Source organism: Ensifer oleiphilus (assembly GCF_013371465.1).
Taxonomy (GTDB): Bacteria; Pseudomonadota; Alphaproteobacteria; order Rhizobiales; family Rhizobiaceae; genus Ensifer; species Ensifer oleiphilus.
Genome location: NZ_JABWDU010000001.1, coordinates 1,267,703 through 1,293,866 on the forward strand (window position 1 = coordinate 1,267,703; position 26,164 = coordinate 1,293,866).

A 26,164-nucleotide genomic window follows, 5' to 3' on the forward strand; every position below is an offset into this window, starting at 1 on the left:
CATGGTTGCGGCTGCCGTCGACGACATGGGCTCCGCCCTTCGCGAGGCGCGCCGCAACGTTTTCCTGCTGACAGCGGCGCAGGCGATCCTTGGCGTCGTCGGACCGATCTGCTTTGCCGTCGGTGGTGTTGCCGGCTATCAGCTGTTGGCCGACGACAAGTCGCTGGCGACTGCGCCGCTCACCGCCTACAACGTCGGCATGGCGCTCGGCGTCGTCCTCGTGGCGATCCTTTCACGGCTGATCGGCCGGCGTTTCGCCTTCATGGTCGGGACCGGGATCGCTTCCGTCGGCGCCGCAATCGCTGCGGTTGCGCTGTTCCGGGAAAGTTTCTGGCTCTTTGCCTTCGGCCTTGCCGTTCTCGGCTCCTCCAACGGCTTTACGCAAAAAATCCGCTTTGCGGCTGCCGATGCCTCCCCATCGTTCTACAAGCCGAAGGCGATCTCCTGGATCCTGGGTGGCGGCATCCTGTCTGCAGTTCTCGGCCCGCAGATCGTCATTTTCGCTGGAGATCTGTTCGCGCCGGTCGCCTTTGTCGGCGCCTTCATCGCCTTGCTGCCGATCTGCCTGCTGGCCGCAGTCTTCTTCGCGCCGCTGCGCCTGCCGGAGCAGGGAAGCTTGGCCGGCGAGCAACACGGCCAGGCCGCTCGCCCGCTCGGTGAGATCGTTCGCAGTCAGCGCTTCATCACCGGTATGATCTGCGGTATTTCGAGCTATGCGCTGATGACGTTCATGATGACTGGCGCGCCGGTCGCCATGGTGGTCTTCTGCGGCTTTTCAACCGAACTCGCGACGCTCGGCATCCAGTGGCACGTGCTCGCTATGTTCGCGCCAAGCTTTTTTACGGGTTGGCTGATCACCCGCTTCGGCGCCGAGCGCATCGTCGCCTGCGGACTGCTCCTGCTTATGGCCTGCGCCGCTATCGCGCATTTAGGTCTGGAACTCTGGAACTTCTGGGGCGCACTGGTGCTTCTCGGTCTCGGCTGGAATTTCGGCTTCATTGGCTCGACGGCCATTGTCGCCGGGAGCTATCGCCGCGAGGAGGCCGACAAGGTCCAAGCGTTCCACGACATCATTCTCTTTACCACCGTCGCCCTGTCGTCCTTTGCTTCCGGCAAGGTCCTCTCGGTCTATGGCTGGGATATGCTGAACGCCGTCGTCTGGCCGGTGACGTCGGTCTGCCTGGTGCTGCTCTTTTTGCTGATGCGCACGCGCTCCAAGGCTGCGGCCTGAACCGCCTTTTTCTCCCAAATCTTCCGTTCCCAGCGGCCCCTCGATAGTTAGATTTCCGGGGCTTGACGATCTTTCGTTGCAACCGCACTCTGGCCTCGCCGTGAGGGGTGCTGCTTGAGGAGGTGGTGCGTGATTCGCGGATTTGAGGGGCCTGCGGCCGGGAGTGAGTCCGCGGGTTGAAACGGAGGGTAATGCGAAATGACCATTTTATTGGGCGTTATCGCATGCGGGTTGCTCGCGGTGGCTTACGCCATCTGGGCAACACAGTCGGTGCTTGCCGCCGACCAGGGGAACGCCCGCATGCAAGAAATCGCAGGCTACATTCGTGAGGGGGCGCAGGCCTATCTCACCCGTCAGTACAAGGCCATTGCCGTCGTCGGCGTCGTCGTTTTCATCGGCGCCTGGGTTCTTCTTTCTTCCGCCGCCGCTATCGGCTTTCTCGTTGGCGCAGTGCTTTCGGGTGCTGCCGGTTTCATAGGCATGCACGTTTCGGTTCGCGCAAACGTGCGCACCGCACAGGCCGCCTCTGTCAGCCTCGCATCCGGCCTCGATATCGCCTTCAAATCCGGTGCCATCACCGGTCTTCTCGTCGCCGGCCTCGCCCTGCTCGGCGTATCTGTCTACTACCTCATCCTGACGGCGGGGCTCGGGCACGAGCCCGGATCGCGTGAGGTGATCGATGCGCTCGTGGCGCTCGGTTTCGGCGCGTCGCTGATCTCGATCTTCGCCCGTCTCGGCGGCGGCATCTTCACCAAGGGGGCGGACGTCGGCGGCGACCTCGTCGGAAAGGTGGAAGCCGGGATTCCGGAAGACGATCCGCGCAACCCTGCCACCATCGCCGACAACGTCGGCGACAATGTCGGCGACTGCGCCGGCATGGCGGCCGACCTGTTCGAGACCTATGCGGTCTCGGTGGTTGCAACCATGGTTCTGGCTGCGATCTTCTTTGCCGGCACGCCCGTGCTCTCGACCGTCATGGTTTATCCCCTGGCGATTTGCGCAACCTGCATCATCACCTCGATCATCGGTACCTTCTTCGTCAAGCTCGGGACCAACAACTCGATCATGGGTGCGCTCTACCGCGGCCTGATCGTCACTGGTTTGCTGTCGATCGTCGGGCTTGGCGCCGCTACGTCGCTGACCATCGGCTGGGGCTCTATCGGTACGGTCGCAGGTCAGGACATCACCGGCTGGAACCTGTTCCTGTGCGGTATTGTCGGCCTGGTGGTGACGGCGCTGATCGTGGTTATCACCGAGTATTACACCGGCACCAACAAGCGCCCGGTGAATTCCATTGCACAGGCGTCGGTCACGGGCCACGGCACCAACGTGATACAGGGGCTGGCCGTCTCGCTTGAATCGACGGCGTTGCCGGCCATCGTCATCGTCGGCGGCATCATCTCGACCTATCAGCTGGCTGGTCTGTTCGGGACCGGCATTGCAGTGACTGCGATGCTCGGCCTTGCCGGCATGATCGTCGCGCTGGATGCCTTCGGTCCGGTGACGGACAATGCCGGCGGCATCGCCGAGATGTCGCATCTGCCGCCCGAAGTGCGCAAGTCGACCGATGCACTCGACGCGGTCGGCAATACGACGAAGGCCGTGACCAAGGGGTATGCCATCGGTTCGGCCGGTCTCGGCGCGCTGGTTCTATTTGCGGCCTACGCCAACGACCTCAGCTACTTCGCCGCCAATGGCGACAAATATCCGTACTTCGCCGATGTCGGTCAGATCTCCTTCGATCTCTCGAACCCCTATGTCGTTGCCGGGTTGATCTTCGGAGGCCTTATCCCGTATCTCTTCGGCGGCATTGCGATGACCGCCGTCGGGCGCGCAGCAGGCTCGATCGTCGAGGAAGTTCGCCGCCAGTTCCGCGAAAAACCGGGCATCATGGCTGGCACGGAGAAGCCTGATTATGGTCGCGCGGTCGACCTGCTCACCAAGGCGGCGATCCGTGAAATGATCGTCCCTTCGTTGTTGCCGGTTCTGGCGCCGCTTGTCGTCTACTTCGGCGTGTTGCTCATGTCCGGTTCCAAGGCATCCGCCTTTGCGGCCCTCGGCGCATCGCTGCTCGGCGTCATCGTCAATGGCCTTTTCGTCGCGATCTCGATGACTTCGGGTGGGGGCGCCTGGGATAATGCCAAGAAGAGCTTCGAGGACGGTTTCGTCGACAAGGACGGAACGCGGCATCTCAAGGGGTCCGAAGCTCACAAGGCATCGGTAACCGGCGACACCGTCGGCGATCCCTACAAGGATACGGCCGGCCCGGCGGTCAACCCGGCGATCAAGATCACCAACATCGTGGCCTTGCTGCTGCTGGCCGTCCTGGCTTGACGGAAGCCTGAAACGAAAAGGCCCGCGGAGCGCATGTTCCGCGGGCCTTTTTGTGTGGTGAACCTCGGCTTAGTTGCCGAAGTTCTTGAAGAGATTTTGCGCTGCAGCCTTGCCCGCGCCAGGGCCGGTGAGAAGCTGGCCAAGGAAGCTCGTTTCCTTGCCGCCGGTCGGTGTCGTGCGCGACAGTGTGTCAAAGACCTTGCCGTCCTTGAGCGTGTAGTGCGCGAGCTGACTGACCGTACCTTCCTTGTCGAAATAGACGGCCAGGATAGACTGGTCGACGAGCTGCGGCTTCATGAACGCCACCGGGCGTTTGCGGGTCTGCGAGATGTAGTAGAATACCTCGTTGTCGAAGGTCGCGGTCGTCGACGGCGTGCCGAGCGAAAGCAGGACCTGTTCACGGCTGGACCCGACAGGAACGAGATTTAGCGTTTCCTGATCAACCACATAACCCTGGTGGAGAACTTCACCGACATTAGCGGACTGGCAGGCGGAGAGAGCAATGGTGCTAACAGTCGCTACGGCCGCAGCACGGCCAAGGACCTTCAAATTTGTTCTGAAAAACCGCTTCGTCAACGACAGCTCCCTTTGGAGTAACGATGGCAGATCCGCCATTGCAATTCGTGCATGCTTCGGTAAACCAGCTTCGGCTATCATGCAACAACCGTCATGGGCGCTTGCGCGCATTTCGAGAAAGCCAAAGCTGGGCTTTGTGATGATTTTTGGACTGTTCAAAAGAAAAAGCGGCAATATTGCGATTGTCGAACGGCAATATGCATTGCTGACCTCCGCGGCGCGTCAGCCGCACCTCTACACCGACCTCGACGTGCCCGATACGGTTATGGGGCGCTTCGAGATGCTATCGGCAGTGCTGATCCTTTATTTCCGCCGCACGCGCGGGTCGGCCCGCACGGGCCAGGAAATCGCGCAGGAGATCGTCGACGCCTTCTTCGAGGATGTCGATCATTCGATCCGCGAGCTCGGCGTCGGCGATGCGGGCGTGCCGAAGAAGATGAAGAAGCTGGCCAGCATGTTCTACGGTCGGCTCGAATCCTACGCGGTGGCGCTCGAAGGTCGGGATGCGGTCTCGCTCGCTGCGGCACTGAAGCGCAATTTTTATCCGAAAGGTGAAGAGGGCGAGCCGGCGATGGACGGCCTTGCGGCCTATCTTCTCTCCGCCGAGGCGCGGCTGGCTGCAGAGCCGGAAGAGCGCGTCGAAACGGGCCAGTTGCACATTCCTGCCGCCGGAGAGTAATAGACGGCCATCGATGCCGCACCCGGCGACCCGGTGTGTGGCACTATCCGCGAGAAGAGCGCTCCGGTAACGGCGCCCGCGCGAGGAAGGACCTGATCATGAAAGACGATAGCCGACCGGCATTTTCCTACCCGGTAAAGGTCGGGCATATCTCGGCCAATGCCGTAACCGTCCGTCTCTCGGCAAACGAGAGCGAACGGCAGGCGCTCGCTGAACTCTGGGACGTGCGCGAAGTCCTGTCGCTTTCGGCCGATCTGCAGATCGCGCGCTGGAAGAGGGACGGTGTCAAGATCAAGGGAGACGTTACCGCCCGGATCGTCCAGTCCTGCGTCGTGACGCTCGAGCCCGTCGAGGCCGACATTCAAGAGCCCATCGAGGCGATCTTCGTGCCGGAAGGATCGCGGCTCGCCCGCCAGGCCAGCAACGATGGCGGTGAGATGATCCTCAGCCCCGATGGCCCCGACATCCCCGACACCTTTACAGGTGACACGATTGATGCCGGCGTGGTGGTCAGCGAGCATGTGGCGCTCGCGATCGAGCCCTATCCCCGCAAACCGGGTGTCACTTTTGGCGCGCGCATCGAAAGCACGGCGGCAGACGACGAGAAGCCGAACCCGTTTGCAGCGCTGAAGGACTGGAAAAAGGACTGAGGCCACCAAGGCCACCCCTACAATTCGGTTGTCACGCGGGCGAAAAGCAGTATTTTGGCCCGACTCCGGCCAAATGAGCCTCCGCAGCGTTCCGCCGCGTGTCTGGCTCAAGCGTCAGAAGCAATATGTAACGTCGTTGCGTTCGAATGCGTGCGCCACGGCAGCACGTGTTGTGTGGCAGGAAAAAAGGATAAGACACGCGTGGTCAGAATTTCTCTTGACGTGATGGGCGGCGACTATGGTCCTGAAGTCGTCATCCCGGGCGCCGCAAGGGCGCTTGAACGTCATCCGGACATAAGGTTTGTCCTGTTCGGCATAGAAGCGCAGTGCGCCGATATCTTGGCCAAACATCCCAAGCTCAAGGCCAGCAGCACCTTCCATGACTGCGAGATCGCGGTCGGCATGGACGAGAAGCCGAGCCAGGCGCTCAGGCGAGGCCGCGGCAAGTCGAGCATGTGGCGGGCGATCGATGCGATCAACGCCGGTGAGGCCGACGTCGTTGTGTCGGCCGGCAACACCGGCGCGCTGATGGCCATGTCGGTCTTCTGCCTGCGTACAATGCAGGGCATCCAGCGCCCGGCAATCGCGGCGATATGGCCGACCCTGAAAGGGGAGAGCATCGTACTCGACGTCGGTGCGACCATCGGTGCCGACGCGCAGCAACTCATGGACTTTGCGCTGATGGGCGGCGCCATGGCGCGCGCGCTGTTCGAAATCGAGCGGCCGACCATCGGCCTGCTCAACGTCGGCGTCGAGGAAATCAAGGGCCAGGAAGAAGTCAAGGAAGCCGGGCGGCTCATCCGTGACGCCAATATCGAAGGCTTTGACTATTACGGCTTCGTCGAAGGTGACGATATCGGACGTGGCACTGTGGACGTGGTCGTCACAGAAGGCTTCTCCGGCAATATCGCGCTCAAGGCAGCCGAAGGAACGGCACGACAGATCGGTGAATATCTGCGTGCTGCCATGTCGCGCACCCTGATGGCCAAGCTAGGCTACATCCTGGCCAAGGGCGCTTTCGATCGACTGCGCGAAAAAATGGATCCGCGCAAGGTCAATGGTGGCGTCTTTCTCGGCCTCAATGGTGTCGTGATCAAGAGCCATGGTGGGGCCGATGCCGAAGGCTTCGCCGCTGCGATCGATGTCGGCTACGACATGGTGAAAAACGGCCTGAAAGCGAAGATCGAGATCGATCTGGCGAAGTACCACGGCGCCGAGCCGTCGAGCGTACTTCCCGCCGGCATGAATGATGAGGTTTGAATAAATGATCCGTTCCGTCGTTCGCGGCTTTGGCGCAGCGTTGCCGAAGCGCGTTGTCACCAATCAGGAATTGGAATCCAAGGTCGATACGTCAGACGAGTGGATCGTGCAGCGCACCGGCATTCGCCAGCGCTACATTGCCGGCGAAGGCGAGACCACGGCATCGTTGGGCGAAGCCGCTGCACGCGCGGCGCTCGACAATGCCGGTCTGACAGCCGCTGATCTCGATCTGATCATTCTGGCGACCTCGACGCCCGACAACACGTTTCCTGCAACGGCCGTCAACATTCAAAACCGGCTCGGCATGCACCATGGCGCTGCCTTCGATGTGCAGGCCGTCTGTTCCGGCTTCATCTATGCGGTGACGACGGCGGACGCCTACATCCGCGGCGGGTTGGCAAAGCGTGTGCTGGTCATCGGCGCTGAGACATTCTCGCGCATTCTCGACTGGTCTGACCGCACGACCTGCGTGCTCTTCGGCGATGGCGCCGGTGCGATCATCCTGGAAGCGCAGGAAGGCGAGGGAACGATTGCCGATCGCGGCATACTCACGGCCAAGCTGCGCTCTGATGGGGCGCATCGCGAAAAGCTCTATGTCGACGGCGGACCCTCGACGACAGGCACTGTCGGCCATCTCAAGATGGAGGGGCGCGAGGTCTTCAAGCACGCTGTCGGCATGATCACCGACGTGATCGAGGCCGCTTTCGAGGCAACAGGAACGACAGCCGAGGATATCGATTGGCTCGTGCCGCATCAGGCCAATCGCCGCATCATCGACGGTTCGGCCAAGAAGCTTGGCATCCCTCTCGATAAGGTTGTGGTGACAGTCGATCTCCATGGCAACACCTCTGCCGCCTCCATTCCGCTCGCCCTGAACACCGCGGCGGCCGACGGACGGATCAAGAAGGGGGATCTCGTTCTGCTCGAAGCCATGGGTGGTGGCTTCACATGGGGCTCCGTTCTGATACGCTGGTAAAAAATGCTGAGGCAACGCAGGCGCTTGACCGGAAATGACAAGGGCAATAGTCTTCGATCGCTGATCGGCGTGCCAGACATCGGTGGGGGAAGATGAGCGGAAAAACAGTAACACGAGCAGACTTGGCTGAGTCGGTTTTTCGCAAGGTGGGTCTGTCGCGCACAGAGTCTGCCGAGCTGGTGGAAACCGTCATTGACGAAATATGCAACGCAATCGTGCGTGGCGAGAGCGTGAAACTGTCCTCCTTCGCGACGTTTCAGGTTCGTGACAAGAACGAACGTATCGGCCGCAACCCGAAGACCGGCGAGGAAGTACCGATTTCGCCGCGGCGGGTGATGACCTTCAAGGCGTCCAATGTCCTGAAGCAGCGCGTGCTGAAATCGCATCTGAGCCGCAAGGCCAAGCAGAAGCCGGCCTCTCCCGTATCGTAAGCGGGGGTCGGCAACCACAATGTGGTTGAAAACCCATCCATAAGCCGTTGAAATGGAGCCGATTCGTGCGATCATCGCACGCATCGGTTCATTGCGACACAGGCCTGCCCCGAGTCGCATGACATGGAATGGGAACGAAATGGAAAAAAGCCCCGACGCTTTTCGCACCATCAGCGAGGTCGCCGACGATCTCGATCTGCCGCAGCATGTCCTGCGTTTCTGGGAAACACGGTTCCAGCAGATCAAGCCGATGAAGCGTGGCGGCGGCCGGCGCTACTATCGTCCCGAGGATGTCGATCTGCTGAAGGGCATCCGTCATCTGCTTTATGATCACGGTTATACCATCAAGGGCGTGCAGAAGCTGCTGAAGACCAACGGCAACAAGTTCGTGGCGGCGATTGCCAGCGGCGATCTCGCGACCGTCGAGGCCCTGGCCGCATCCAGCAACGAGGAGCCGCCACCGCCGAAGGCCGGCCTGTCCGAAGAAGATCAGATTGTCGGCCGCGCCAAGGCGCCTGCGAGCCGCCGCTTTTTCTCCTTCGGCGGCGGCAATGATGACGTTCCGGAAATATCCCTCGGCAAATCGTCCTCCGTCGGCAAGGAAGACCGCGCGCTGCTTCAGGAGGCACTCTACGATCTCCTGGAATGCAAGCGATTGCTCGACCAGGCCCGGTAACCGCATCCCTCGGCAAAGTTCGGCGGCGAGCCGTCCTCGGGGCCTTCAATCGTGACGGCAGCGCGGCAGCCATCATCGGCGGGCGGCGTAGCGACCGCCATCAGCTGTGCACCGGCATTGAAAGCGCACGGAATCTTGTCTGAGGGCGATCGTTATTTCGGGATGACGAATGCGGGGGGGGGCGGGCTGTCTGCCTTAGAGTCTGTCGGCGCTAATCGGAATCGAAATGCGATGCTATCCGCAAAGTCGGTGCCCACCTCCTCTCCTGCCGCCTGACAACCCAGACCTCAATACATCGAAATGATGTTCGCAAAGCTCAAGACACTCGTCAAAAAGACCGACGAGCGAACCGTCGAAACAACATGGAGGCGTATCGGAGAACTTCTCATCGTCTTCAGCCCGCAGGAATGCTCAAACTATCTCAGGCACGAAGGTTATGAATCAATGTAAGCCTGACAGACTCTAGCATGCACCGTGCCTTCGATCCCTGAGGCCAGAACATGCCCCAGCGCACAGCGTCCCCGTCGCTGCATCGCGCGGGGGGGAAACGGTCGGTTTCAGCAACGAGCGTGCGTAAGGCCGTTCCACTCGTCCCTTGAGGCCTCGCGGGACGGGCTAAGGCTCATTCGGTCGGTCCCGGTCGGGCGAGACTGGAGCGATCGGGCCGTTGAGCTGCGACACCGGCGCACTCCTGCGTCGGCATGCTGCCATCACGCAACGTCAGGTGCCGTCAACCATCTTCGGCAACTCAGGCAGCGTTCAGATCCGCAATCTCGCCGAATTGGACAAGCAGGCGCGGACTGCTCATTTCACCGCTTTCTTCGTCCACCTGGACGGCGTAGGCGGCGACGCCGATATGCCGCGGCGCCATGGCCGCCGCGACCTTCTCCGCGCCGGCTGCCGTGGTGGCTGCGCGCATCTCGCATGGCGCCAAGCCACCGCGAGCGCGTTTGAACGGCATGACGATAAATTTCTCTGACATCGCGCAAACTCCAATTTGTTCTACAAATGTTCTTGTTGTGGGAAGAAGTCAACGACTTTGTTTTCGGTGGCTGAGGACGCGGTTCCGGTACTTGAGGCGCGGCGCGAGAACGCAAGGCAGGAAGGGCGTTCTTGCCCGCGGCCGCCGAGCCGAAAGCATGATCTCCCTGAGTGCGGATTCGACGGTCGAGATCTCGGTACATCCGGCCCGATCGTTTGAGCCGCCTCACGCGATATCCGGCTTATCCACGTTGTTTGTTCCTTTTTCGCTCCGAGTTCGAAATTCCCGCTTGCGCTCTAAGCGGTGGTTATATAGGGATTTCCTCGGTCCGGAGCGTAGCGCAGCCCGGTAGCGCACTTGACTGGGGGTCAAGGGGTCGTGGGTTCGAATCCCGCCGCTCCGACCAAAATTCCCTTTGAGCGCAATGACTTAGGTTTCTGAGGCATTGCACCCCCAAGCGTAACCGGAACAAATCACTCTCGCGACGCAGCGCGACGCAAGGTGCTCAAGAACCAATCAACCTGTCGCTCTTCCGCTTGGTTTCTTACCTCGTCGAAGCTGTTTGAGGGATTTGTCGTTTTCTCTCGCAAGGGATCAACGCCCAGGGGCGTGCAGGTTGGCACTGTCTTTTCGATCATGACCTGGGCAAGTCTGGGTGGGTGGCACAGAGCGTCGTGAAACATCGGCGGCGACGGCCGACGTAGGCGCAAGGAGCCTCTCTGCTTCAATCAAGAGGAGTGTTCGGTTCCGGGTCGCGCAGGCTCGGACGGCGCGAAGACCTTGACGGCACCCAGCAGGGCGTCGATGACAAGGTCGGCGCCTTCGATCGTCAGATGATCGCTGTTCCAGTAGAGGAAGTGTGGGGCCTTGTAAGCCCGGCAAACGGTTCCATCACAGAACAATGGCCGCGGGTCGAACCGTATCACCTCCGGGTGATCGGCCAGGATGGCGGACAGCGAACGGTCGAAGAGCTGGATGCGCTGCCGGAACTCCGCTTCGGGAATGGCGCACTGGTCGATCGATTTGGCGTTCAGGCTGCCCCGCAACGATGCCATAATGGGATTGTCGAATGCCACGCAGTCGCGCGGCTGGAAAATCATGTCAGGGATGTCACCAAGGACGATCACGCGTTTTCCCTGCGCGATCAAACCTTTGAGCAGTTTGTTGCCGGACGCCTCAAATCTCGCGCGCTGCGCTGCCGTGAGATCACCGGCCACTCTCTGGCCTTCGACATTCTCGTGCTTCATGCCTGCGGCGAGGACGCTGTAGTAACCGGCAAGAACGATTGTCTTGATCGAACTGCTGGACTTGAGAAATGCGAAGGTCTGCGCGGCGACTTTTTCACAATTTGCATTGCCGGAAAGCGGGAGGCAGTCGGGTGTGCTCGTGTTGAGAACGCTGAGATCGGGCAGTTTCCTGGCTAGGCTCTGATAGTATTGGTGCGCGTGGGAATCGCCGATGATTGCAATGTCTGCCTCCCGTTCTTTCGAGAGCAGACAACTCCAGGCTCCAGCCAATTCTGGATAGATCGTGGAACATGCCTCGTTCGTCATGGGATGCGGATAACGGGCGAAGAGCACGTCCGCTGACGTTGGGGACAGCTCGATGCGGCTCGGTATGCCGTTCAGCGCGTGGACGCTGGTGCCCGCGACGAACAATGCGACCATGCCTGCCGATAGCGCTGGCAACCAAACCCGTTTGTTTCCGCCATAGCGGATCGGTTTCTCGATGAACTTGTATGTCGCCCAGGCCAGAGTAATGGCCGCCACGACGGCAATCAGTCGCGCCTCCCAGGCTATATCCCGATACGTTCCGTCGGCCTTGCCGATACGCAGGAAGGCGAGGATCGGCCAATGCCAGAGATACAACGGATAGCTGATCAGTCCGAACCAGACGGCTATGCGGTTGGAAAGGATCGTTCGGTTGACGATGGCGGTTGGTCCGGCTGCAATCAACAACACCGCGCCCGCCACGGGAAGAAGTGCCCAGGCGCCAGGGAAGGCATAGTATTTTTTGACGACGAGCAGTCCAACGACGATCATCACGAGACCAGCGATCGAAAAGGTGTCGCGCTGCTTGTCGCCCGGCAAGATCCCTTTGGTGCAGCAATAGGCCAGGATGCCACCGGCCATCAGCTCCCAGAAGCGGGTCGGTGGCGCATAGAAGGCAATCGTCGGGTTGGTAAATGTGAAGTAGACGCCGGACGCGAAGGAAAGGAACGCCACCCCAATGGATAGCCTGAGAAACGAGAGCCGCATGCGCCAGGCGGGCCAAAGAAAGACGGGCCACACGATGTAGAACTGCTCTTCGATGCCAAGCGACCATAGATGCAGCAACGGCTTCAATGTCGATGAAATATCAAAATAGCCGACTTCATGCCACAGCAGCAGATTGACGACAAATGCCGAGCTTCCTGCAACGTGTTTGCCGATCTGGGCGTACTCGTCGGAAAAGAGCGACAACCAGCCGACGCCCAGGCAGGCTGCCAGCACTGCGATCAGCGCCGGAAAAATGCGCAAGGCCCGGCGGCCATAGAAGCGCGCAATCGAGAAATTGCCGGCCTGAAGCTCGCGTAACAGAATTCCCGTAATCAGAAACCCTGAGATGACGAAGAAGATGTCGACGCCGATAAAGCCGCCCTTCAGCTTACCCGTCGGAAAGGCGTGATAGAGAACGACTGACAGAACGGCGACCGCGCGCAAGCCGTCGATATCCCGCCTGTATGACGCGTCATGCAGGGCCGACATTGTTTAGCGATACGTTGGTGAGCTGAGCATACGCATCCGAATACCGTCTGAGCGTAAGCCGATCAAGAGGGGTAGGGCATTCTCCTCCGTTTCAGGCGCGATCACCGCAGCTGGATGCGCAGGACCAGCGCTGCAGAAATTTGCCACATCGCCCCGCAGGTGAAGGGCGTGCGTCGGGCGCGCGCTCGGCGATTGATGGAATTGCTGGTTTGCGTCGAGGACACGGCGTTGCTCTTGGCGAATGTGCAAACGGAGAACTGCTGACCGCTTAGAAATTCATCTCGGCCGGCCAGTTCGTGATCAAGGGGCGTCTCCAGATTGATGGAGACAGGCGCATGGGATCATTTCTTTCAAGAGCGCGTGCCCTTCCTGGCGGCACCTGTCAGGCCATTGCGCTGACGCGCCGACGCTCCGCCAGCTTCCGATAAAGCATCTCCGTCCGATCGAGCATGGTATCGAGCGTGAAGCGTGATTTCAGCCTGTCGGCTGCCTTTGCAAGCCTGGCGAAGGTGTAGGGCGCGGCTGCCGCAACCATGGTCTTGGCGAGTTCGGAGACATCGTCGCTGTTCTGCACGATAAAACCGTTGCGACCGTGCTCGATCACGGTTCGAGCGCCGCCGATATCGGTGGCGATAATCGGTTTGCCGGCGGCCGCGCCCTCCAGCATGACATAGGACATCGCTTCGTAGCGGCTCGGCATGACCAGCACGTCGAATGCCGGGGCCGCTTGCGGGCCTGTGAATGCGGATGTCAGATGCATCCGGTTCTGCAGCCCGCTCTCAGAGATCGCTTTTCGAACCATGCTTTCCATCTCGCCGGCACCAACCATCACGACGTGACTGTTTTTTACTGTCGCGGCGACATTCCTAAAGGCGGCAACGAGCCTTTCCGGCGCCTTCTGAGCCGTCAGGCGGCCGATGAATCCGAAGACAAATGCATCCGGAGCAATGCCGAAGCTGGCACGGATGGTTGATGCCATATCGGGTGACGGCGGCGCGACGCCGTTGACGATCACCGACATCCGCTCGTCCGGCATATGCAATGACCGGGCGTGGGAAAGCTCGTCGTCGGAAACGCAGATGAGGTGATCGGTATAGAACCAGGCGAGACCCCATTCGATCGCACCGTAGATCAGCCTGCCGCCGCGCCCGAGTGTCGGGTCCAGCGTGCGGAAGGCGTGCGGCGTGTAGATACGGGGTACGTGGTGGCCGGGCAAGCGCAGCCGCGTCAGTGCCCCGGCCTTGGAGCTGTGGCCGTGAATGATATCGAATGGGCCATGACGGCGCATGATCCGGCGCAGCGCCAGAAAGGCCGGGACGTCCGAGGGCCCCGGGGCACGTTTCATATCGACGGCGTGGACCGCGGGCAGGCCCACGGCCTTGAGTTCGCGGACGAAACTTTCCTCGGCTCGCACCGGGGAATAGACCGCCTCGACATGATGGCCGCGCAGATGCATGCCGCGACAAAGATCGATGAAATGCCGGCCGGAACCGCCACCGCTCGGCTCAAGCACTTCGAGCAGGCGCAAGGGCGCGGGGGAGGGGCGATTGGACAAAGGAAGTTCCATGTTCATGGCTGCCATCCGGCCCGCATTGCTCGACGATGGCGGTATTCGAGGGCGGCGCATCCCCAGATGATGCCGAGAAGCATGTAAAAATGACGCCAGTGGTCGGTATCGATGACATTGCCGACGCCGACATGGCCGATCAGTGCGACCCAGGCGATCATCAAGTAGACCTGCCAGGGACGCTCGAGCAGCAGGAAGCGGAAGCCGAGCGACAGCGTCCAGATTATGAGCGTGACGTAGCTGAAGAAGCCGAGCCAGCCGTAGGATGTGAGCGACTTCAGCCAGACGTTATGTTCGTCCTCGGGGAAGATCGTGCTGAAGACCATCGGGCCGATGCCGAGCGGCTTCTCCATCGACATCAGGAAGCCGATTCGGTGACGGTCGAATCGGCCAAGATGGCCGCCGTCATAGTCCTGTACGAGCTGCGAGCGGCTGGAGAAAAGCGTGGCAACCTGCTCCGATTGCAGCGCAACCAGCAGGGCGCCGACCACAAACACACCGCCGACCAGCGCGATGACGAGGATGCGCAGGCGGAAGAGACCGTTGCGCTCCTTGAGCAGCATCACGAAGACGAAGGCAAGCACGCAAAAGAGATTGAGCGCCCATGCAGCACGCGAGAACGACAGGAAAACGCCGAGCGCCAGGACGAGAAGGGCGGCGATCTTTAGCGGCGCTTTGTGGATCGGCTGCGTCAGCAACCCGTGGATCAGATAGAGCGCGGGAACCGACAGGAACGGTCCGAACACGTTCGGGTCCTGGAAAGCGCCCTTGGCGCGATCGTAGAGCGTGAAGTTTTCAGCGCCCGGGATCGCGCCGAAATAGCCGAGGATGCCGAGCAGGGCAGTCAGGACGGCGGCCGCGACCCAGGCGTTGAAGATCAGCCGCAGCCGCTGGTAGCGATCTTCGATGATGGCGGCGTAAAAGATGGCGGACAGTGCCAGAAAGCCGGAGACCGCCATGTACATCGGCCCCTCGGTCAGATCGACCATCGTTGTCAGCGACAGGATCCCGCCGATCATGAAAAGGGTCAGCAATGTCAGGAGCGGCGCGACATAGCGAGAGATCTTGAGGCCGAAGAGTGCCCAGAGGCCGATGAGGGCCACCATGAACAATTCATAGGGTGCCGGTTCGGCGATTACGAAACCCGACAGGAACACAGCAAGCGCAACCAGCCACGAGCCGAAGAGCGAAAGCGCGGCGAGTTGCGGGCGAAAGACGATCGGCTGTGATGTGTCGACGGTGCTCAATAGGCATTTTCCGTGTTGAGCAGCCGGAACGGCGTCAGGAACAGGATCTTCAGGTCGAAGAGCAGCGACCAGTTCTCGATGTAGTGAAGGTCGAAGGCGGTGCGCAGGCGGATCTTGTCGTCATTGTCGATCTCGCCGCGCCAGCCGTTGATCTGTGCCCAGCCGGTAACCCCGGGCTTTACGCGGTGGCGAGCGAAATACCCTTCGACGACATCCGAATAGGTACGGTTCTGCGTCTGTGCCAGCACCGCGTGCGGACGCGGGCCGACGAGCGAAAGCTCGCCCTTGAGCACGTTGAAGATCTGCGGCAGCTCGTCGATCGAGGACTTGCGGATGAAACGCCCGACCGCAGTAACGCGGGGGTCGCCCTTCGTCACGGCATTGCGGGCGGTGGGGTCGCCCAAATGCGTGTACATCGAGCGGAACTTGTAGACCTCGATGGTCTCGTTGTTGAAGCCGTGGCGCTTCTGCTTGAAGATGATCGGGCCGGGCGATGTGGCTTTGACCGCAATCGCAGCGCCCAGCATGACCGGCCACAGCAACACCAGGGCGACGACGCTGAAGAAGATGTCGAAGCCACGTTTGGCAACGGAATCCCAATCGGCGATCGGTTTGTCGAAAATATCGAGCATCGGCACTTCGCCGACATGGGAATAGCTGCGCGGCCGGAAGCGAAGGTTGTTGGCATGCGCCGCCAGTCGGATATCCACCGGCAGGATCCAGAGCTTTTTCAGCAGTTGCAGGATGCGTTTTTCAGCGGTCAGCGGCAGCGAGATGATCAGCATGTCGATGCGCGCCAGGCGCGCGAACTCGACCAGTTCATCGACGGTTCCAAGCTTGGGGTAGCCGGCAATGACATTCGGAGACCGGCGTTCGTCGCGGTCGTCGAAGATGCCGCAGATCCTGATGTCGTTGTCTGTCTGGTGTTCAAGCGTGCGGATCAGGTCCTTGGCCGGCTGGCCGCCGCCGACGACGACGGCACGACGCTCCATCGTGCCGTTGCGGGCCCAGTGTCGGATGGAATAGGCGATGAAAGCCCGTTCCGCGACGAGGAAGACCGCACCGGCGACGAACCAGCCGCCAAACCACACACGCGAATACTGGTGGCCGGACTTGAGGAAGAAGAGCGCGACGGCAATGCCGCCGAACGCAATTGCCCAGGAGGCGAGGATGCGTGGCGTGAACCGCAGCCAGGCGCGAAGGGCGGGGACCTGGTAGGTGTCGGCGAGTTGCATGGCGGCAACGGCGAGCGCGGAGCCGCCAACGAGGATCGCAAGATACAGCGGCAGCTGATCGAAGCCCGGTTGCACATAAAGCGCATTGATGGCGTAGCCGATGGCGAAAAGCGCGCAGAATTCGAACAGCCGCATCAGCCCCATGATCATTGCCGGCGAATAGGTGTCCGCGCGGAACTGTTCGGCAATCTGCCGGGCCAGGGGGTTGAGTTCCGCAGACGTCTCGCCGCCGGCCATTTCGTCCGGCGCACGGGTGCGTATTTCCGAAATCTTCTTGCGAAGCGCTTCCGGGTCGAAGGCTTCCGACCGCTTAAACTCGTTCATGGCTTCCTTCCGGCACTGAAGTCCTCAGGCGGGATAGCAGAAAGCCACTAAGAAACGCTTACGTTGCAGCCTTCGCAGGGGCCTCGGCCGATTGGTTTCGGCACAAATCCCCATAGAGCCGCAGCACTTCGGCCGTCATGACCGAGGCGGCGAACCGGGACTTGAATGTCTTCGGAGCAGGCATGACGCGAGCGGGCCAGTCCTTCTCGACGACGGCCGAAGCCATGATTGTGGCAAGCGACTGCGCGTCTGCCGGGTTCGCCAGGGCGGCGCTGCGCTCGCCGAGGATTTCCGGTATGCCGCCGACCCGACTGGCGATCACCGGTTTTTGCGCCGCCAGTGCCTCTAGGACGATGTAAGGCATCGATTCCGCCCGGGACGGAATGACGATGTTTCGCGCCAGCGCAAAGGCGTCGCGGGCATTCATGGCAGGTCGCATGGCGATCCGCCTCCCCAGTCCCTGCTCAAGCGTCAAGTCGTGATACTTCTGCTGCTGCGGGCCATCGCCGACCATCAGGGCCGAAAGCGGGCGGCCGACCATCCGTTCGGTGCGGGCGAAGGCGTCCACAAACAGATCGGGACCCTTGAGGTCCCGCATCATGCCGATGTAGAGGAAATCGACCGCGTCCGGGCACGCCTCTACGGCCTCGAATTCGCGATCGTCGATGCCGTTGTAAATCAGCTCGTAGCGCGCCCGTGGCTTTCCGACCTTGGTAAGATAGGTCTGGCGTTCGAAATCGCAGACGAAAACCAGGGCGTCGGTCAAGCGTTCCTGAAGTCGTTCCAGCGGGAAGACTATTCTCCCGGCGAGTGATCTAGGGCTGTAGTGGAGACTGCCGCCGTGAGGCGAATAGAGGCGGGCTACGCGATACCTGTTCACCCGCAAGGCTGAACCGATGAGGCGGGCGATGGCGCCACCCTTGGCGCCGTGCCCATGCAGCACATTCGGTCGCAAACTTCTGATTTCGTTGTAGCCGCGCCAGAGCGCGGCGAAGTCCATTGGGCCAATCGAGCGATGGATCGGCATGCGCACGAGACCCAATGCCAGATGAGGCCGGATTTCGTCGAAAAGTGAGTCCTCGTAGGCTCCACCGGTCGTGCTGTCGCAGAGGATGCCGACCTCATGCCCGGCTGCCGCATGCGCCTCCGCCAGATCACGCACATGGCGGAATATTCCGCCAACAGGCGATCTGAAGCAGTGAATGATGCGCAAGGGATGCTGCAGCTGCATCGAGATCAGAACAACCGTTCGCGAATGTAGATCGTATCTCCGGCCAGCACGGCGTCGGTGATGGGCACGCGACCGGTGATGATGCGGCCGTTGATCTTGCGCGTGACGTCGGCGCTTGCCTGGTTGGCGCGCGGCGAGAAGCCGCCGGCAACTGCGATCGCGTTCTGCACCGTCATTCCCGGCACATAGGCATACTGCCCAGCCTGGCCGACTTCCCCCATGATAAAGACCGAACGATAGCGATCGACTTCGATGGTGACATCCGGATCGCGCAGATAGCCTTGCTTCAACTTTGCTGCGATCATGCCTTCGAGTTCGGGCAGTGTGTGGCCGCGCGAGGCGACTGTGCCGATCAGCGGGAAGGCAACATAGCCGGCCTGATCGACCGTATAGGTACCGCTGAGGCCCGCCTGCTCGAATACGTTGATGCGCAGCCGGTCGCCGCTATCAAGCCGATAGGGCTGGATCGTCGCCTCGCTGAACGCCTTGGGCGCCGGCTGATAGCTTGCGCAGCCGCCGAGCAACATCGACAGTGCTGCCACCGCAATAGCGAGACCCGTCTTCATACCTGCGGTTGACATGCTGCTCTTGGGCTCCGGAAACGACCACCTCTTTCGCCGTTATCGATCCGTTAGGGTTAATAGCTGGTAAACTCGCGGTAGAATTTCGAATGGGACTGCCTGACTTGGAGGAGGGGCCGATCGCCCAGAGGTTGAGCGACCATTAACCCTTGCGTTACCATGTTCATTTACCCTCCAGCGCGATTATAAGGTTCGGAGCCAGAAGCATGTCGGGAAACGGCAGCGGACAACAGGATGTGGATATCGATCTCGGCGGGCTGTTCCGCGCCGTGTGGGATCGACGCGTCAAGGTATTGCTCGCCACGGCCTGTGTCGCAGCCCTCGCTTTCGGCGCCGCAAAGATGATTGCGCCGGACTATCAGAGCGAAACACGCGTCCTCATCGAATCACGGGAACCGGAATTCAGCAGCTCGAACCAGAACGCGCAGACCGGGTCCGACCGCGTCTTCGACGAATCCGGCATTTTGAGCCAGGTTCAGGTGCTGCGCTCGGCCGACCTGATCAAGCAGGTTGCGCGAAACATGAAGCTTTACGAGCTGAAGGAGTTCGATCCTTCGGCCGATCCTTCCGCGGTCTCCGATCTGATGGTCATGCTTGGCTTGAGGAAGAATCCGCTCGAAATGCCGCCGGAAGAGCGGGTGCTGAAAGAGTTCACGTCGAAGCTTCAGGTCTATCAGGTGGAGAAATCGCGGGTGATCGCGATCGCCTTTAGCTCGAAGGATCGACAGCTGGCGGCCGCGATCCCGAACGAGATGGCCAAGGTCTTCCTGTCGCTGCAAAGCGGCGCCAAGCTCGACACCAATTCCGAGGCCAGCCGTTGGCTGGAGCCGGAGATCGCCAACTTGCGCGAGAAGGTGAGGGACGCCGAAGCCAAGGTCGCGGCCTATCGTTCGTCTTCCGATCTGCTGCCGACCGGCGAGACCACGAATTTTGCCACGCGGCAACTCACCGACATATCGACCGAGCTGACCCGTGTGCGGGGCGAGCGGGCCAATGCCGAGGCGCGCGCCGAGGGCGTGCGTGCGGCGCTCGCCAGCGGCCGCGATGCGGACACCATTGCCGACGTCATCGGCTCGCAGACGATCCAGCGCCTGAAGGAGACTGAGGCCAATCTGCAGAGCCAGGTGGCCGACCTTTCGACGACGCTGCTCGACGGCCATCCGCGCTTGAAGGCACTGAAATCGCAAGTCGAGGGTATCAGGGCGCAAATCCGCTCGGAAACGCGGAAAATCCTCGGCAGCCTTGAAAATGAAGCGCAGGTCGGCGAATTGCGCGAGCAGCAATTGACGCAGCAGTTGAACGCACTCAAGGCCAAATCGGCCCGGGCCGGCGAGGAAGAAGTGGGCCTGCGCGCGCTTGAGCGTGAAGCAACCGCCCAGCGGCAACTGCTCGAGACCTATCTGGCACGCTACCGCGAGGCAACATCGCGCACGGTCGACGCAACGCCCGCAGATGCACGCATCATTTCGAACGCGGTCGTCCCCACGGGCGCCAGCTTCCCCAAGGTGATGCCCATCACCATCGTTGCAGCCCTTGCCACCTTTCTCTTGAGCTGCATCATCATCATGCTCGGGGAGCTTTTCAGCGGTCGCGCGTTGCGGCCGGTGTCGACCGGTCGCGAGCGGCCGCCGGTCCGCTCGCGACCGGCAATCGCCGCCGTCGCTGCGGCGGATGCTGGCGACGCCAAGCCGGTGATATCGCCTGCACTGAACGATGCCATCGACCTGCCGCCGCTTGTTGCAGCCGAAGCGGGGGATGCCGTGAGCGCGCCCGATGTCGAGACGGCCGAACCGGACTTCTCGATCGAAGCGGTTGCCGACCACCTGCGTGAAAACGAAGTTCGGATCGCAATCTCGGTTTCACCGGGCGGCGACGAAGGATCGACGGCGACGGTCATGCTGGCGCGCCTGATCGCCGAAGAAGATCGCAAGGTCGTGCTGATCGACCTGACGGGCTCTGCCTGCCCGACCCGCCTGATGGCACGATCGGCGCAACTTCCTGGTATCACCAACCTGCTGGCCGGCGAGGTGCCGTTCACTGAAACCATCCATGCCGACCGTTTCTCCGATGCGCACATCATTCCGCAGGGCGATGCCGATCCGCTTCTGGCGATGCGCGGCATTGAGCGGCTGCAGATGATCATCGATGCGCTGACCAATGCCTATGATCTGGTGCTGGTCGAATGCGGGCCGGCCGACGAGAGCGCCGTGGACAAGATTGCCCGCCGCGGCGGCGCAGAGATCATCCTGTCGGCGCCGGCCGTCAGCGACGAAAGGATCGTCGAAGTCCTGACCGGTTTCGGCGAGGCTGGCTATCGCGACATCGTGCTGATGACCGGGCGCGGTGAGCCAGGCCCCGACTATACCGATCGCCATGCGGCGTGAGCAGCTACCGCGCCGCTTTTCAAAGCGCGTCGCGATCTGTCAGATTCGCTTAAAGCGCTTTACGTTCTTGGTCTCACGCATGTCGTTATCGCAAAACCGCGGAACACTTTTGCGCGACATGTTTTAGATCGCGAATTGAGCGTCGCAGGACCGGTGCCGCTTAAGCGCTATCCGCCTCGTTGATCTGGCGGTTGGTGTGCGTCTTGCGGCTGCGCGCGCGCTGGAGGAAGGCATAGACGGCCTTGTTCGCCTTGACCGTCGCCTTTGCCCGCACCACGGCCCGGTGATAACAGGCAGCGAAGCGACCGCGCAGCGTCAGCGGCAAGAGGATATCCCTCAGCGGAGTTTCAATGGTGCACCACGAGCGCTTATAGGGCTGGTCGCCAACCCCAAAGTCGAAGAGTGTCGCATCCTTTCCACAGAGCCTCTCGATCATTCTATAGAACAGAAGCTCGCCGGGACTGGCATCGCCCGCCAATTCCTCGTCGATCGAGCCGAATTGGCAGATGACATGGTCCGCCTTTCGCGAAAGGCCGGCAACGGCGACGATACGGCCGCCATGTTCCCCTCTGAGGCGGATGGCATTGAGCTCGAGCAAGCGATCGTCGGCGACGCCACGGCGGCCGGCGATCGCATGAAAGAAGGCGCGTGTGCGATCGTCATGGAAAACATCGGGAAGACCGAGAGCCGCAAATCGGACCGCCTTCTGACGGAAGAAGATGTCGAGCAACGCCTCTGCTTCCTGCGGGTTCTCGGCAACGACGTAGTCGTACCCCCCAAGCGCGTCCAGCCGCCGCTCTGAAATCCGCATCTTCTTGCGCCGGCGCTTCGCATTCACCTGGGCGAGCGTTTTTTCAAAGCTCGAAAGCAGCGGCAATTGAAACGAGGCATTCTGGTGCTTGACGCCGGGCAGGCTTGCCAACGGGCTTGCGGTTCCGCGCCAGTCGTGTGGCGCCTTTTCGAGCGTCACGAGATCGACCTTGTGGCGCAGATGATGATTGAGCTCGCGCGTCAACAGATTAGCAAACTCGGCCGAAGAGAAGGGCAGTGTGTCCGTTGCAAAAAGCCCGGTGTTGAGATTGCTGTGCGGTGCACCGATCAGCCGAGCCGTGTTGAACAGGCGACCAGGCACGATCTCCAACGGCAGGATGAAGAGCAACTCGCCATCGAAAGTGCCGCGAATGATCAGCAGTTCACTGTCATGAACTTGCGCCCAGGCGGCGCACCAGTCGTAACTTTGATGCAGCGAATTGAGCACATCGGCGTCGAGCGATCGCCATTCCTGCTCCAGCGATGCCACCGTATCATGGACTGAGATTTCGAACCGGCTCACGACGGCGTCGGACCTCGACGCAGCCTGTGCGCCGCGCTGGCCTGATCGGCCTATGGTGAGTTCGGTGTTCATCATCGGCAGAGCCGTCCGGATGCGGGTTTCGGAAGCCATTGAACTGGTAACTCCGCTACGATCCGCTTAATACCTCAAATATCGCCGGCGCCTTCGGGCAAGAACCAGCGAATGCAGTTAGCAAAGCATGAAGCCAGGGTGGCTAGAGAAAGCCCGATGCAAGCGCCTCTGCCCATTCCGGGCGGTCTCGCTGCGCAGCCAGCCTCGACATCGCCTGGTGGTCATAAGGGACCGTGCGGAACGTCGCGCTCCAATCATCGCCGGAGCGCTCGATGATGGCGTAGCGCGCATCCGGCGAGCCGACCTCGACCTTGTGGGCGACCGGACGATCGTCATCATAGCCCGGGCAGCCGACACTGCCGGGGTTGACCACGAGTCGTCCGTCCGCAAGTCGGATCGCCCGGGGGATGTGTGTGTGGCCGCAGAGAATGACCGGCTGTTTGATGCCTGTCGCGACGGCTTCGATGGCGTTGCGCGCCGCCTGATGGACGACGCCGTCGGCCGTCAATGCTTCGAGCCAGTAGGCTTCGTCGCTCGCAGGCGTGCCATGGCAAAGAAAGAACGCATCGCGATAGACGCGGGTGGCGGGCAGCGTCGCCAGCCATTCGAAATGCCGAGGCTGCAATTCCGCGTGGGCGGCGCGGTCGGACTGCCCCATGTCGGCGGGGTCGAGCGTCAGCAGGTATCGGTCATGATTTCCTGAGATCGACGGGATGTCGCGCGCCATCAGGACATCGGCAGTCCGCGCCGCATTGAGCGGACCGCTTAGATGGTCGCCGAGATTGACGATGTCGGCGATGCCCAACCTGTCGATGTCGGCAAGCACCGCCTCCAGCGCGAGGTCGTTGCCATGGATATCGGAAATGATCGCAACCTTCATCGGTGTCCCCTTGCGGCTCAGCGGTCCTTTGCCGGCTTTTCCATCCATTTGATGATCAGCATGGCCGGCAGCACCCAGAGCAGGCCGGTAAAGAAGAAGTACATCAGGTGCACCCACCACGGGGCCGCGCCCAGCAACAGCGACGCGAAGGTGACGGCGGCAAGTGCATAGACGATGACGAGGATGATGATCAGGATCGTGCCGATCAGCTTTCTGAGACGTACGGGCATTTCATTTCTTTCAAAGGGTGCGATATCCGGCCGCGACGGCATGCCGCAAAGGGTTCGGCCTTGTTTTGCATGCCGCTCTGGTGCAAATCAACGGCTTTCCGGCAGGCGCGGCGATGAACCGCTCGTTCCCCCTGCCGCCAACCCCGCGGTACCAGAGGGAAAACCATGGCAGGCGTCGAATTGGCGACAGAACAGATGCTCCGAAGCGAGATCGGCAGGACCGATCGCAACCGCCGGCAGATCCGCGGCTGGCTCGTCGTCGTTCTCTTCACGCTCTTCGCGCTGGTGCTTGTCGGCGGCGCGACACGCCTGACCGAATCCGGCCTTTCGATCACCGAATGGAAGCCGATCCACGGCGTCATCCCACCGCTGACGGCGGCGGAATGGGAAGAAGAATTCCAGCTCTACCAGCGCATTCCGCAATACCAGCAGATCAACAAGGGCATGACCGTCGGCGAGTTCAAGACGATCTTCTGGTGGGAATGGGCGCACCGGCTCCTGGCGCGCACCATCGGTGTGATCTTCGCGGTTCCGCTTGCCTTCTTCTGGTTTACCGGCCGGGTCGAACGCCGGCTGCGCTGGCCGCTGCTCGGCATTCTGGCGCTCGGTGGCTTCCAGGGTTTCATCGGCTGGTGGATGGTGTCCTCCGGCCTGGTGGAGCGGACCGATGTCAGCCAGTATCGCCTCGCAACCCACCTGGTCATCGCCTGCCTGATCTTTGCCGCCTGCATGTGGATCCAGCGCGGCCTTTGTCCGCATTCGGGCGACGCCGCGCCGACGGATCGCTCGCGCAAGATGGCGGCGATCATCGCCATCATGAGCTTGTTCCAGATCTATCTCGGCGCACTGGTGGCCGGCCTTGATGCGGGTTTCAGCTACAACACCTGGCCGCTGATGGATGGCGCCTTGATCCCATCCGACCTCTTCCTGCAGCATCCCTGGTGGATCAACGTCTTCGAGAACCCCAAGACCGTGCAGTTCATCCACCGGATCGGCGCTTACGTGCTCTTCGCCCTGGCGCTGATGCACGTCATCGCCTCGGTTAAGGCCGCACCTCAATCCACCCATGCGCGTCGCGCGGTCCTGCTGTTCGTGCTCGTCTGCATTCAGGCGGTCATCGGCATCACCACGCTGTTGCTGCAGGTTCCGGTCGGTTGGGGTGTCTTGCATCAGGGCGGAGCGCTGGTGGTACTCGGCTTCGCCATGGCCCATTGGCGCGGTTTCATCGGCGAATATCCGAAGCCGACCGCAATCGAGCTGCGCAGCTAAAAGCGCACAATCGGAACGAAAAACCCGGCGAACGTCTCGCCGGGTTTTTTCGTTTACGACGGCTGTCGGCAATCAGGCGGACAGCATCAAATCCATGTTCTGGACGGCCGCACCGGAGGCGCCCTTGCCGAGATTGTCGAGCAGGGCGACCAAGTTCACGTGGGTTCCGCCCGGCGTTCCGAACACGAACAGCTTCATCGTGTCTGCACCCGCGAGCTCCGTGGCATCGATACGGCCGAGCGTTTCGCTGGCGGCAAGCGGGACCACCTCGACGATCGACTGGCCGGCATAATGCTCCAGCAATGTGGAATGAATGCTCTCGATCGTCGCGCCGGAGGCGAGATCGTCGAGATAGAGCGGGACTTGCACGATCATGCCCTGCGGGAATTTGCCGACCGAAGGCGCAAATACCGGTGCGCGGTCGAGCAGGCCGTGCATCTTCATTTCCGGCACGTGCTTGTGCTTCAGTGTCAGGCCATAGAGGAAATGCGGCGCGCTGATGTGGTCCGGGTTCGCCTCGTCCTCCATCTGCGCGATCATCTGCTTGCCGCCACCGGTATAGCCCGACACCGCGTTGACCGTCACCGGATATCCGTCGGGCAGGATGCCGGCCTGGCGCAACGGCCGGATGACGCCGATGGCGCCGGTCGGGTAGCAACCGGGATTGGCGACATGGCGGGCGTCGCGGATCTTGGCCGGCTGCGCGCTATCCATCTCCGCAAAGCCATAGGCCCAATCCGGAGCGATGCGATGTGCGGTCGAGGTATCGATGATGCGCACCCGGTTATTGCCGGAAACCATGGAGACAGCCTCGCGTGAGGCGTCATCCGGCAGGCATAGGATCGCGATGTCGGCGCTGTTGAGAAGGTCTTCACGCATCGCGGCGTTGCGTCGCTCGGCTTCCGGTATCGACAGGAGTTCGAGATCGCTGCGGCCGGCCATGCGGGTGCGGATCTGCAGCCCGGTGGTGCCGTGTTCGCCATCGATGAAGATCTTCGGTTTCATGATTTTCCCGTTCTTCCAGAAGGTTACGAGCTGATGCAGAATCAATCTGACACAGATTTGATTCAGTTTCTCAACACGGTCGTCTGCGCGGACGAGGTGAAGACGGCGCCGTGGGAGTCTTCCTATATAAGCGCCGCTCGGGGCCTGCAACCGTGCTGGGCCTGAGGGCGAAGGTTCGCCGCCGCCACACCTGACTTTGCATAGTTAACCACAACTTAAGATTCGCAACTGAGCAGTTGCGTTGTGGCGTGCGATTCTGCATCT

22 protein-coding genes and 1 tRNA gene are annotated in these 26,164 nt (G+C 61.2%); 11 read left to right on the forward strand and 12 right to left on the reverse strand.

The window, feature by feature from the left end:
• Position 1: 1 nt before the first annotated feature.
• Both HT585_RS06105 and HT585_RS06110 read left to right on the forward strand, forming a co-directional pair.
• On the forward strand, positions 2–1,231 hold the full coding sequence (locus tag HT585_RS06105) for an MFS transporter (RefSeq protein ID WP_425513717.1): 1,230 nt from the start codon (positions 2–4) through the stop codon (positions 1,229–1,231).
• 198 nt (positions 1,232–1,429) lie between these two features.
• Positions 1,430–3,565 (forward strand): sodium-translocating pyrophosphatase, encoded by a 2,136-nt coding sequence (locus HT585_RS06110; protein ID WP_176352043.1) that lies wholly within the window; start codon positions 1,430–1,432, stop codon positions 3,563–3,565.
• A 69-nt stretch (positions 3,566–3,634) separates the two neighbouring features.
• Here HT585_RS06110 and HT585_RS06115 read toward each other — a convergent pair whose 3' ends face one another.
• A complete protein-coding gene (locus tag HT585_RS06115) occupies positions 3,635–4,141 on the reverse strand; it encodes an outer membrane protein assembly factor BamE (protein WP_176352044.1) in 507 nt (168 codons plus the stop codon).
• A 139-nt stretch (positions 4,142–4,280) separates the two neighbouring features.
• Between HT585_RS06115 and HT585_RS06120 the strand changes: the two genes are divergently transcribed.
• The 6 genes from HT585_RS06120 (at position 4,281) to HT585_RS06145 (ending at position 8,813) form a co-directional block, all read left to right on the forward strand.
• Positions 4,281–4,820, forward strand: coding sequence for a ubiquinol-cytochrome C chaperone family protein (locus HT585_RS06120; RefSeq protein WP_176352045.1), 540 nt, complete (start codon positions 4,281–4,283; stop codon positions 4,818–4,820).
• Between the two features lie 98 nt (positions 4,821–4,918).
• Positions 4,919–5,470 carry a YceD family protein gene (locus HT585_RS06125; protein WP_176352046.1) on the forward strand — a complete coding sequence of 184 codons (552 nt, stop codon included), beginning with the start codon at positions 4,919–4,921 and terminating at the stop codon, positions 5,468–5,470.
• Between the two features lie 201 nt (positions 5,471–5,671).
• Positions 5,672–6,730 carry a phosphate acyltransferase PlsX gene (gene plsX / locus HT585_RS06130; protein WP_176352047.1) on the forward strand — a complete coding sequence of 353 codons (1,059 nt, stop codon included), beginning with the start codon at positions 5,672–5,674 and terminating at the stop codon, positions 6,728–6,730.
• Positions 6,731–6,734: 4 nt separating this feature from the next.
• Positions 6,735–7,706 (forward strand): beta-ketoacyl-ACP synthase III, encoded by a 972-nt coding sequence (locus tag HT585_RS06135; protein ID WP_176352048.1) that lies wholly within the window; start codon positions 6,735–6,737, stop codon positions 7,704–7,706.
• Positions 7,707–7,798: 92 nt separating this feature from the next.
• The gene (locus HT585_RS06140) at positions 7,799–8,137 is read left to right on the forward strand and encodes an integration host factor subunit alpha (protein WP_077498528.1); all 339 of its coding nucleotides are present in this window, start codon (positions 7,799–7,801) and stop codon (positions 8,135–8,137) included.
• A gap of 139 nt (positions 8,138–8,276) precedes the next feature.
• Positions 8,277–8,813 carry a MerR family transcriptional regulator gene (locus HT585_RS06145; RefSeq protein WP_176352049.1) on the forward strand — a complete coding sequence of 179 codons (537 nt, stop codon included), beginning with the start codon at positions 8,277–8,279 and terminating at the stop codon, positions 8,811–8,813.
• A 748-nt stretch (positions 8,814–9,561) separates the two neighbouring features.
• Here HT585_RS06145 and HT585_RS06150 read toward each other — a convergent pair.
• A complete protein-coding gene (locus tag HT585_RS06150) occupies positions 9,562–9,795 on the reverse strand; it encodes a hypothetical protein (protein WP_176352050.1) in 234 nt (77 codons plus the stop codon).
• Between the two features lie 329 nt (positions 9,796–10,124).
• Here HT585_RS06150 and HT585_RS06155 point away from each other — a divergent pair.
• Positions 10,125–10,201, forward strand: a tRNA-Pro gene (locus HT585_RS06155).
• Between the two features lie 322 nt (positions 10,202–10,523).
• Here the strand turns inward: HT585_RS06155 and HT585_RS06160 are convergent.
• From HT585_RS06160 to HT585_RS06185, 6 genes are all read right to left on the reverse strand, one after another.
• A complete protein-coding gene (locus HT585_RS06160) occupies positions 10,524–12,497 on the reverse strand; it encodes an acyltransferase family protein (protein ID WP_176352051.1) in 1,974 nt (657 codons plus the stop codon).
• Positions 12,498–12,924: 427 nt separating this feature from the next.
• Positions 12,925–14,115, reverse strand: coding sequence for a glycosyltransferase family 4 protein (locus HT585_RS06165; protein WP_176352052.1), 1,191 nt, complete (start codon positions 14,113–14,115; stop codon positions 12,925–12,927).
• Complete coding sequence (locus HT585_RS06170) at positions 14,112–15,356, reverse strand: O-antigen ligase family protein (protein ID WP_176352053.1); 1,245 nt, start codon at positions 15,354–15,356, stop codon at positions 14,112–14,114. The genes HT585_RS06165 and HT585_RS06170 overlap by 4 nt, the downstream gene beginning before the upstream one ends.
• A complete protein-coding gene (locus tag HT585_RS06175; protein WP_176352054.1) occupies positions 15,353–16,915 on the reverse strand; it encodes an undecaprenyl-phosphate glucose phosphotransferase in 1,563 nt (520 codons plus the stop codon). Before HT585_RS06175 ends, HT585_RS06170 begins: the two co-directional genes overlap by 4 nt.
• Positions 16,916–16,973: 58 nt before the next feature.
• The gene (locus HT585_RS06180) at positions 16,974–18,146 is read right to left on the reverse strand and encodes a glycosyltransferase family 4 protein (RefSeq protein ID WP_176352055.1); all 1,173 of its coding nucleotides are present in this window, start codon (positions 18,144–18,146) and stop codon (positions 16,974–16,976) included.
• A gap of 5 nt (positions 18,147–18,151) precedes the next feature.
• Positions 18,152–18,727, reverse strand: a complete 576-nt coding sequence (locus tag HT585_RS06185; RefSeq protein WP_176352056.1) for a polysaccharide biosynthesis/export family protein — start codon at positions 18,725–18,727, stop codon at positions 18,152–18,154.
• A 206-nt stretch (positions 18,728–18,933) separates the two neighbouring features.
• Here HT585_RS06185 and HT585_RS06190 point away from each other — a divergent pair, with 206 nt between their 5' ends.
• The gene (locus tag HT585_RS06190) at positions 18,934–21,111 is read left to right on the forward strand and encodes a GumC family protein (RefSeq protein WP_176352057.1); all 2,178 of its coding nucleotides are present in this window, start codon (positions 18,934–18,936) and stop codon (positions 21,109–21,111) included.
• Between the two features lie 160 nt (positions 21,112–21,271).
• On the opposite strand, the gene HT585_RS06195 is transcribed toward HT585_RS06190, so the two are convergent.
• The 3 genes from HT585_RS06195 to HT585_RS06205 all read right to left on the reverse strand — a co-directional run bounded on the left by HT585_RS06195 (position 21,272) and on the right by HT585_RS06205 (position 23,626).
• Positions 21,272–22,555: a GNAT family N-acetyltransferase gene (locus HT585_RS06195; RefSeq protein ID WP_246707572.1), complete on the reverse strand. Its 1,284-nt coding sequence runs from the start codon at positions 22,553–22,555 to the stop codon at positions 21,272–21,274.
• Between the two features lie 103 nt (positions 22,556–22,658).
• A complete protein-coding gene (locus HT585_RS06200) occupies positions 22,659–23,396 on the reverse strand; it encodes a metallophosphoesterase family protein (protein WP_176352058.1) in 738 nt (245 codons plus the stop codon).
• A gap of 17 nt (positions 23,397–23,413) precedes the next feature.
• On the reverse strand, positions 23,414–23,626 hold the full coding sequence (locus HT585_RS06205) for a DUF2842 domain-containing protein (protein WP_025426549.1): 213 nt from the start codon (positions 23,624–23,626) through the stop codon (positions 23,414–23,416).
• Positions 23,627–23,791: 165 nt separating this feature from the next.
• Between HT585_RS06205 and HT585_RS06210 the strand changes: the two genes are divergently transcribed.
• The gene (locus HT585_RS06210) at positions 23,792–24,895 is read left to right on the forward strand and encodes a COX15/CtaA family protein (RefSeq protein WP_176352059.1); all 1,104 of its coding nucleotides are present in this window, start codon (positions 23,792–23,794) and stop codon (positions 24,893–24,895) included.
• Between the two features lie 72 nt (positions 24,896–24,967).
• On the opposite strand, the gene argC is transcribed toward HT585_RS06210, so the two are convergent.
• Positions 24,968–25,900 (reverse strand): N-acetyl-gamma-glutamyl-phosphate reductase, encoded by a 933-nt coding sequence (argC, locus tag HT585_RS06215; RefSeq protein ID WP_176352060.1) that lies wholly within the window; start codon positions 25,898–25,900, stop codon positions 24,968–24,970.
• Positions 25,901–26,164: the final 264 nt, after the last annotated feature.

Bases quoted from the DNA above. Each gene is read 5' to 3' on its own strand.
- HT585_RS06105 (WP_425513717.1), top strand. From the start codon at position 2: ATGGTTGCGGCTGCCGTCGACGACATGGGCTCCGCCCTTCGCGAGGCG.
- HT585_RS06110 (WP_176352043.1), top strand. From the start codon at position 1,430: ATGACCATTTTATTGGGCGTTATCGCATGCGGGTTGCTCGCGGTGGCT.
- HT585_RS06120 (WP_176352045.1), top strand. From the start codon at position 4,281: ATGATTTTTGGACTGTTCAAAAGAAAAAGCGGCAATATTGCGATTGTC.
- HT585_RS06125 (WP_176352046.1), top strand. From the start codon at position 4,919: ATGAAAGACGATAGCCGACCGGCATTTTCCTACCCGGTAAAGGTCGGG.
- HT585_RS06135 (WP_176352048.1), top strand. From the start codon at position 6,735: ATGATCCGTTCCGTCGTTCGCGGCTTTGGCGCAGCGTTGCCGAAGCGC.
- HT585_RS06140 (WP_077498528.1), top strand. From the start codon at position 7,799: ATGAGCGGAAAAACAGTAACACGAGCAGACTTGGCTGAGTCGGTTTTT.
- HT585_RS06145 (WP_176352049.1), top strand. From the start codon at position 8,277: ATGGAAAAAAGCCCCGACGCTTTTCGCACCATCAGCGAGGTCGCCGAC.
- HT585_RS06150 (WP_176352050.1), bottom strand. From the start codon at position 9,795: ATGTCAGAGAAATTTATCGTCATGCCGTTCAAACGCGCTCGCGGTGGC.
- HT585_RS06165 (WP_176352052.1), bottom strand. From the start codon at position 14,115: ATGAACATGGAACTTCCTTTGTCCAATCGCCCCTCCCCCGCGCCCTTG.
- HT585_RS06175 (WP_176352054.1), bottom strand. From the start codon at position 16,915: ATGAACGAGTTTAAGCGGTCGGAAGCCTTCGACCCGGAAGCGCTTCGC.
- HT585_RS06180 (WP_176352055.1), bottom strand. From the start codon at position 18,146: ATGCAGCTGCAGCATCCCTTGCGCATCATTCACTGCTTCAGATCGCCT.
- HT585_RS06185 (WP_176352056.1), bottom strand. From the start codon at position 18,727: ATGTCAACCGCAGGTATGAAGACGGGTCTCGCTATTGCGGTGGCAGCA.
- HT585_RS06190 (WP_176352057.1), top strand. From the start codon at position 18,934: ATGTCGGGAAACGGCAGCGGACAACAGGATGTGGATATCGATCTCGGC.
- HT585_RS06195 (WP_246707572.1), bottom strand. From the start codon at position 22,555: ATGGCTTCCGAAACCCGCATCCGGACGGCTCTGCCGATGATGAACACC.
- HT585_RS06200 (WP_176352058.1), bottom strand. From the start codon at position 23,396: ATGAAGGTTGCGATCATTTCCGATATCCATGGCAACGACCTCGCGCTG.
- HT585_RS06205 (WP_025426549.1), bottom strand. From the start codon at position 23,626: ATGCCCGTACGTCTCAGAAAGCTGATCGGCACGATCCTGATCATCATC.
- HT585_RS06210 (WP_176352059.1), top strand. From the start codon at position 23,792: ATGGCAGGCGTCGAATTGGCGACAGAACAGATGCTCCGAAGCGAGATC.
- argC (WP_176352060.1), bottom strand. From the start codon at position 25,900: ATGAAACCGAAGATCTTCATCGATGGCGAACACGGCACCACCGGGCTG.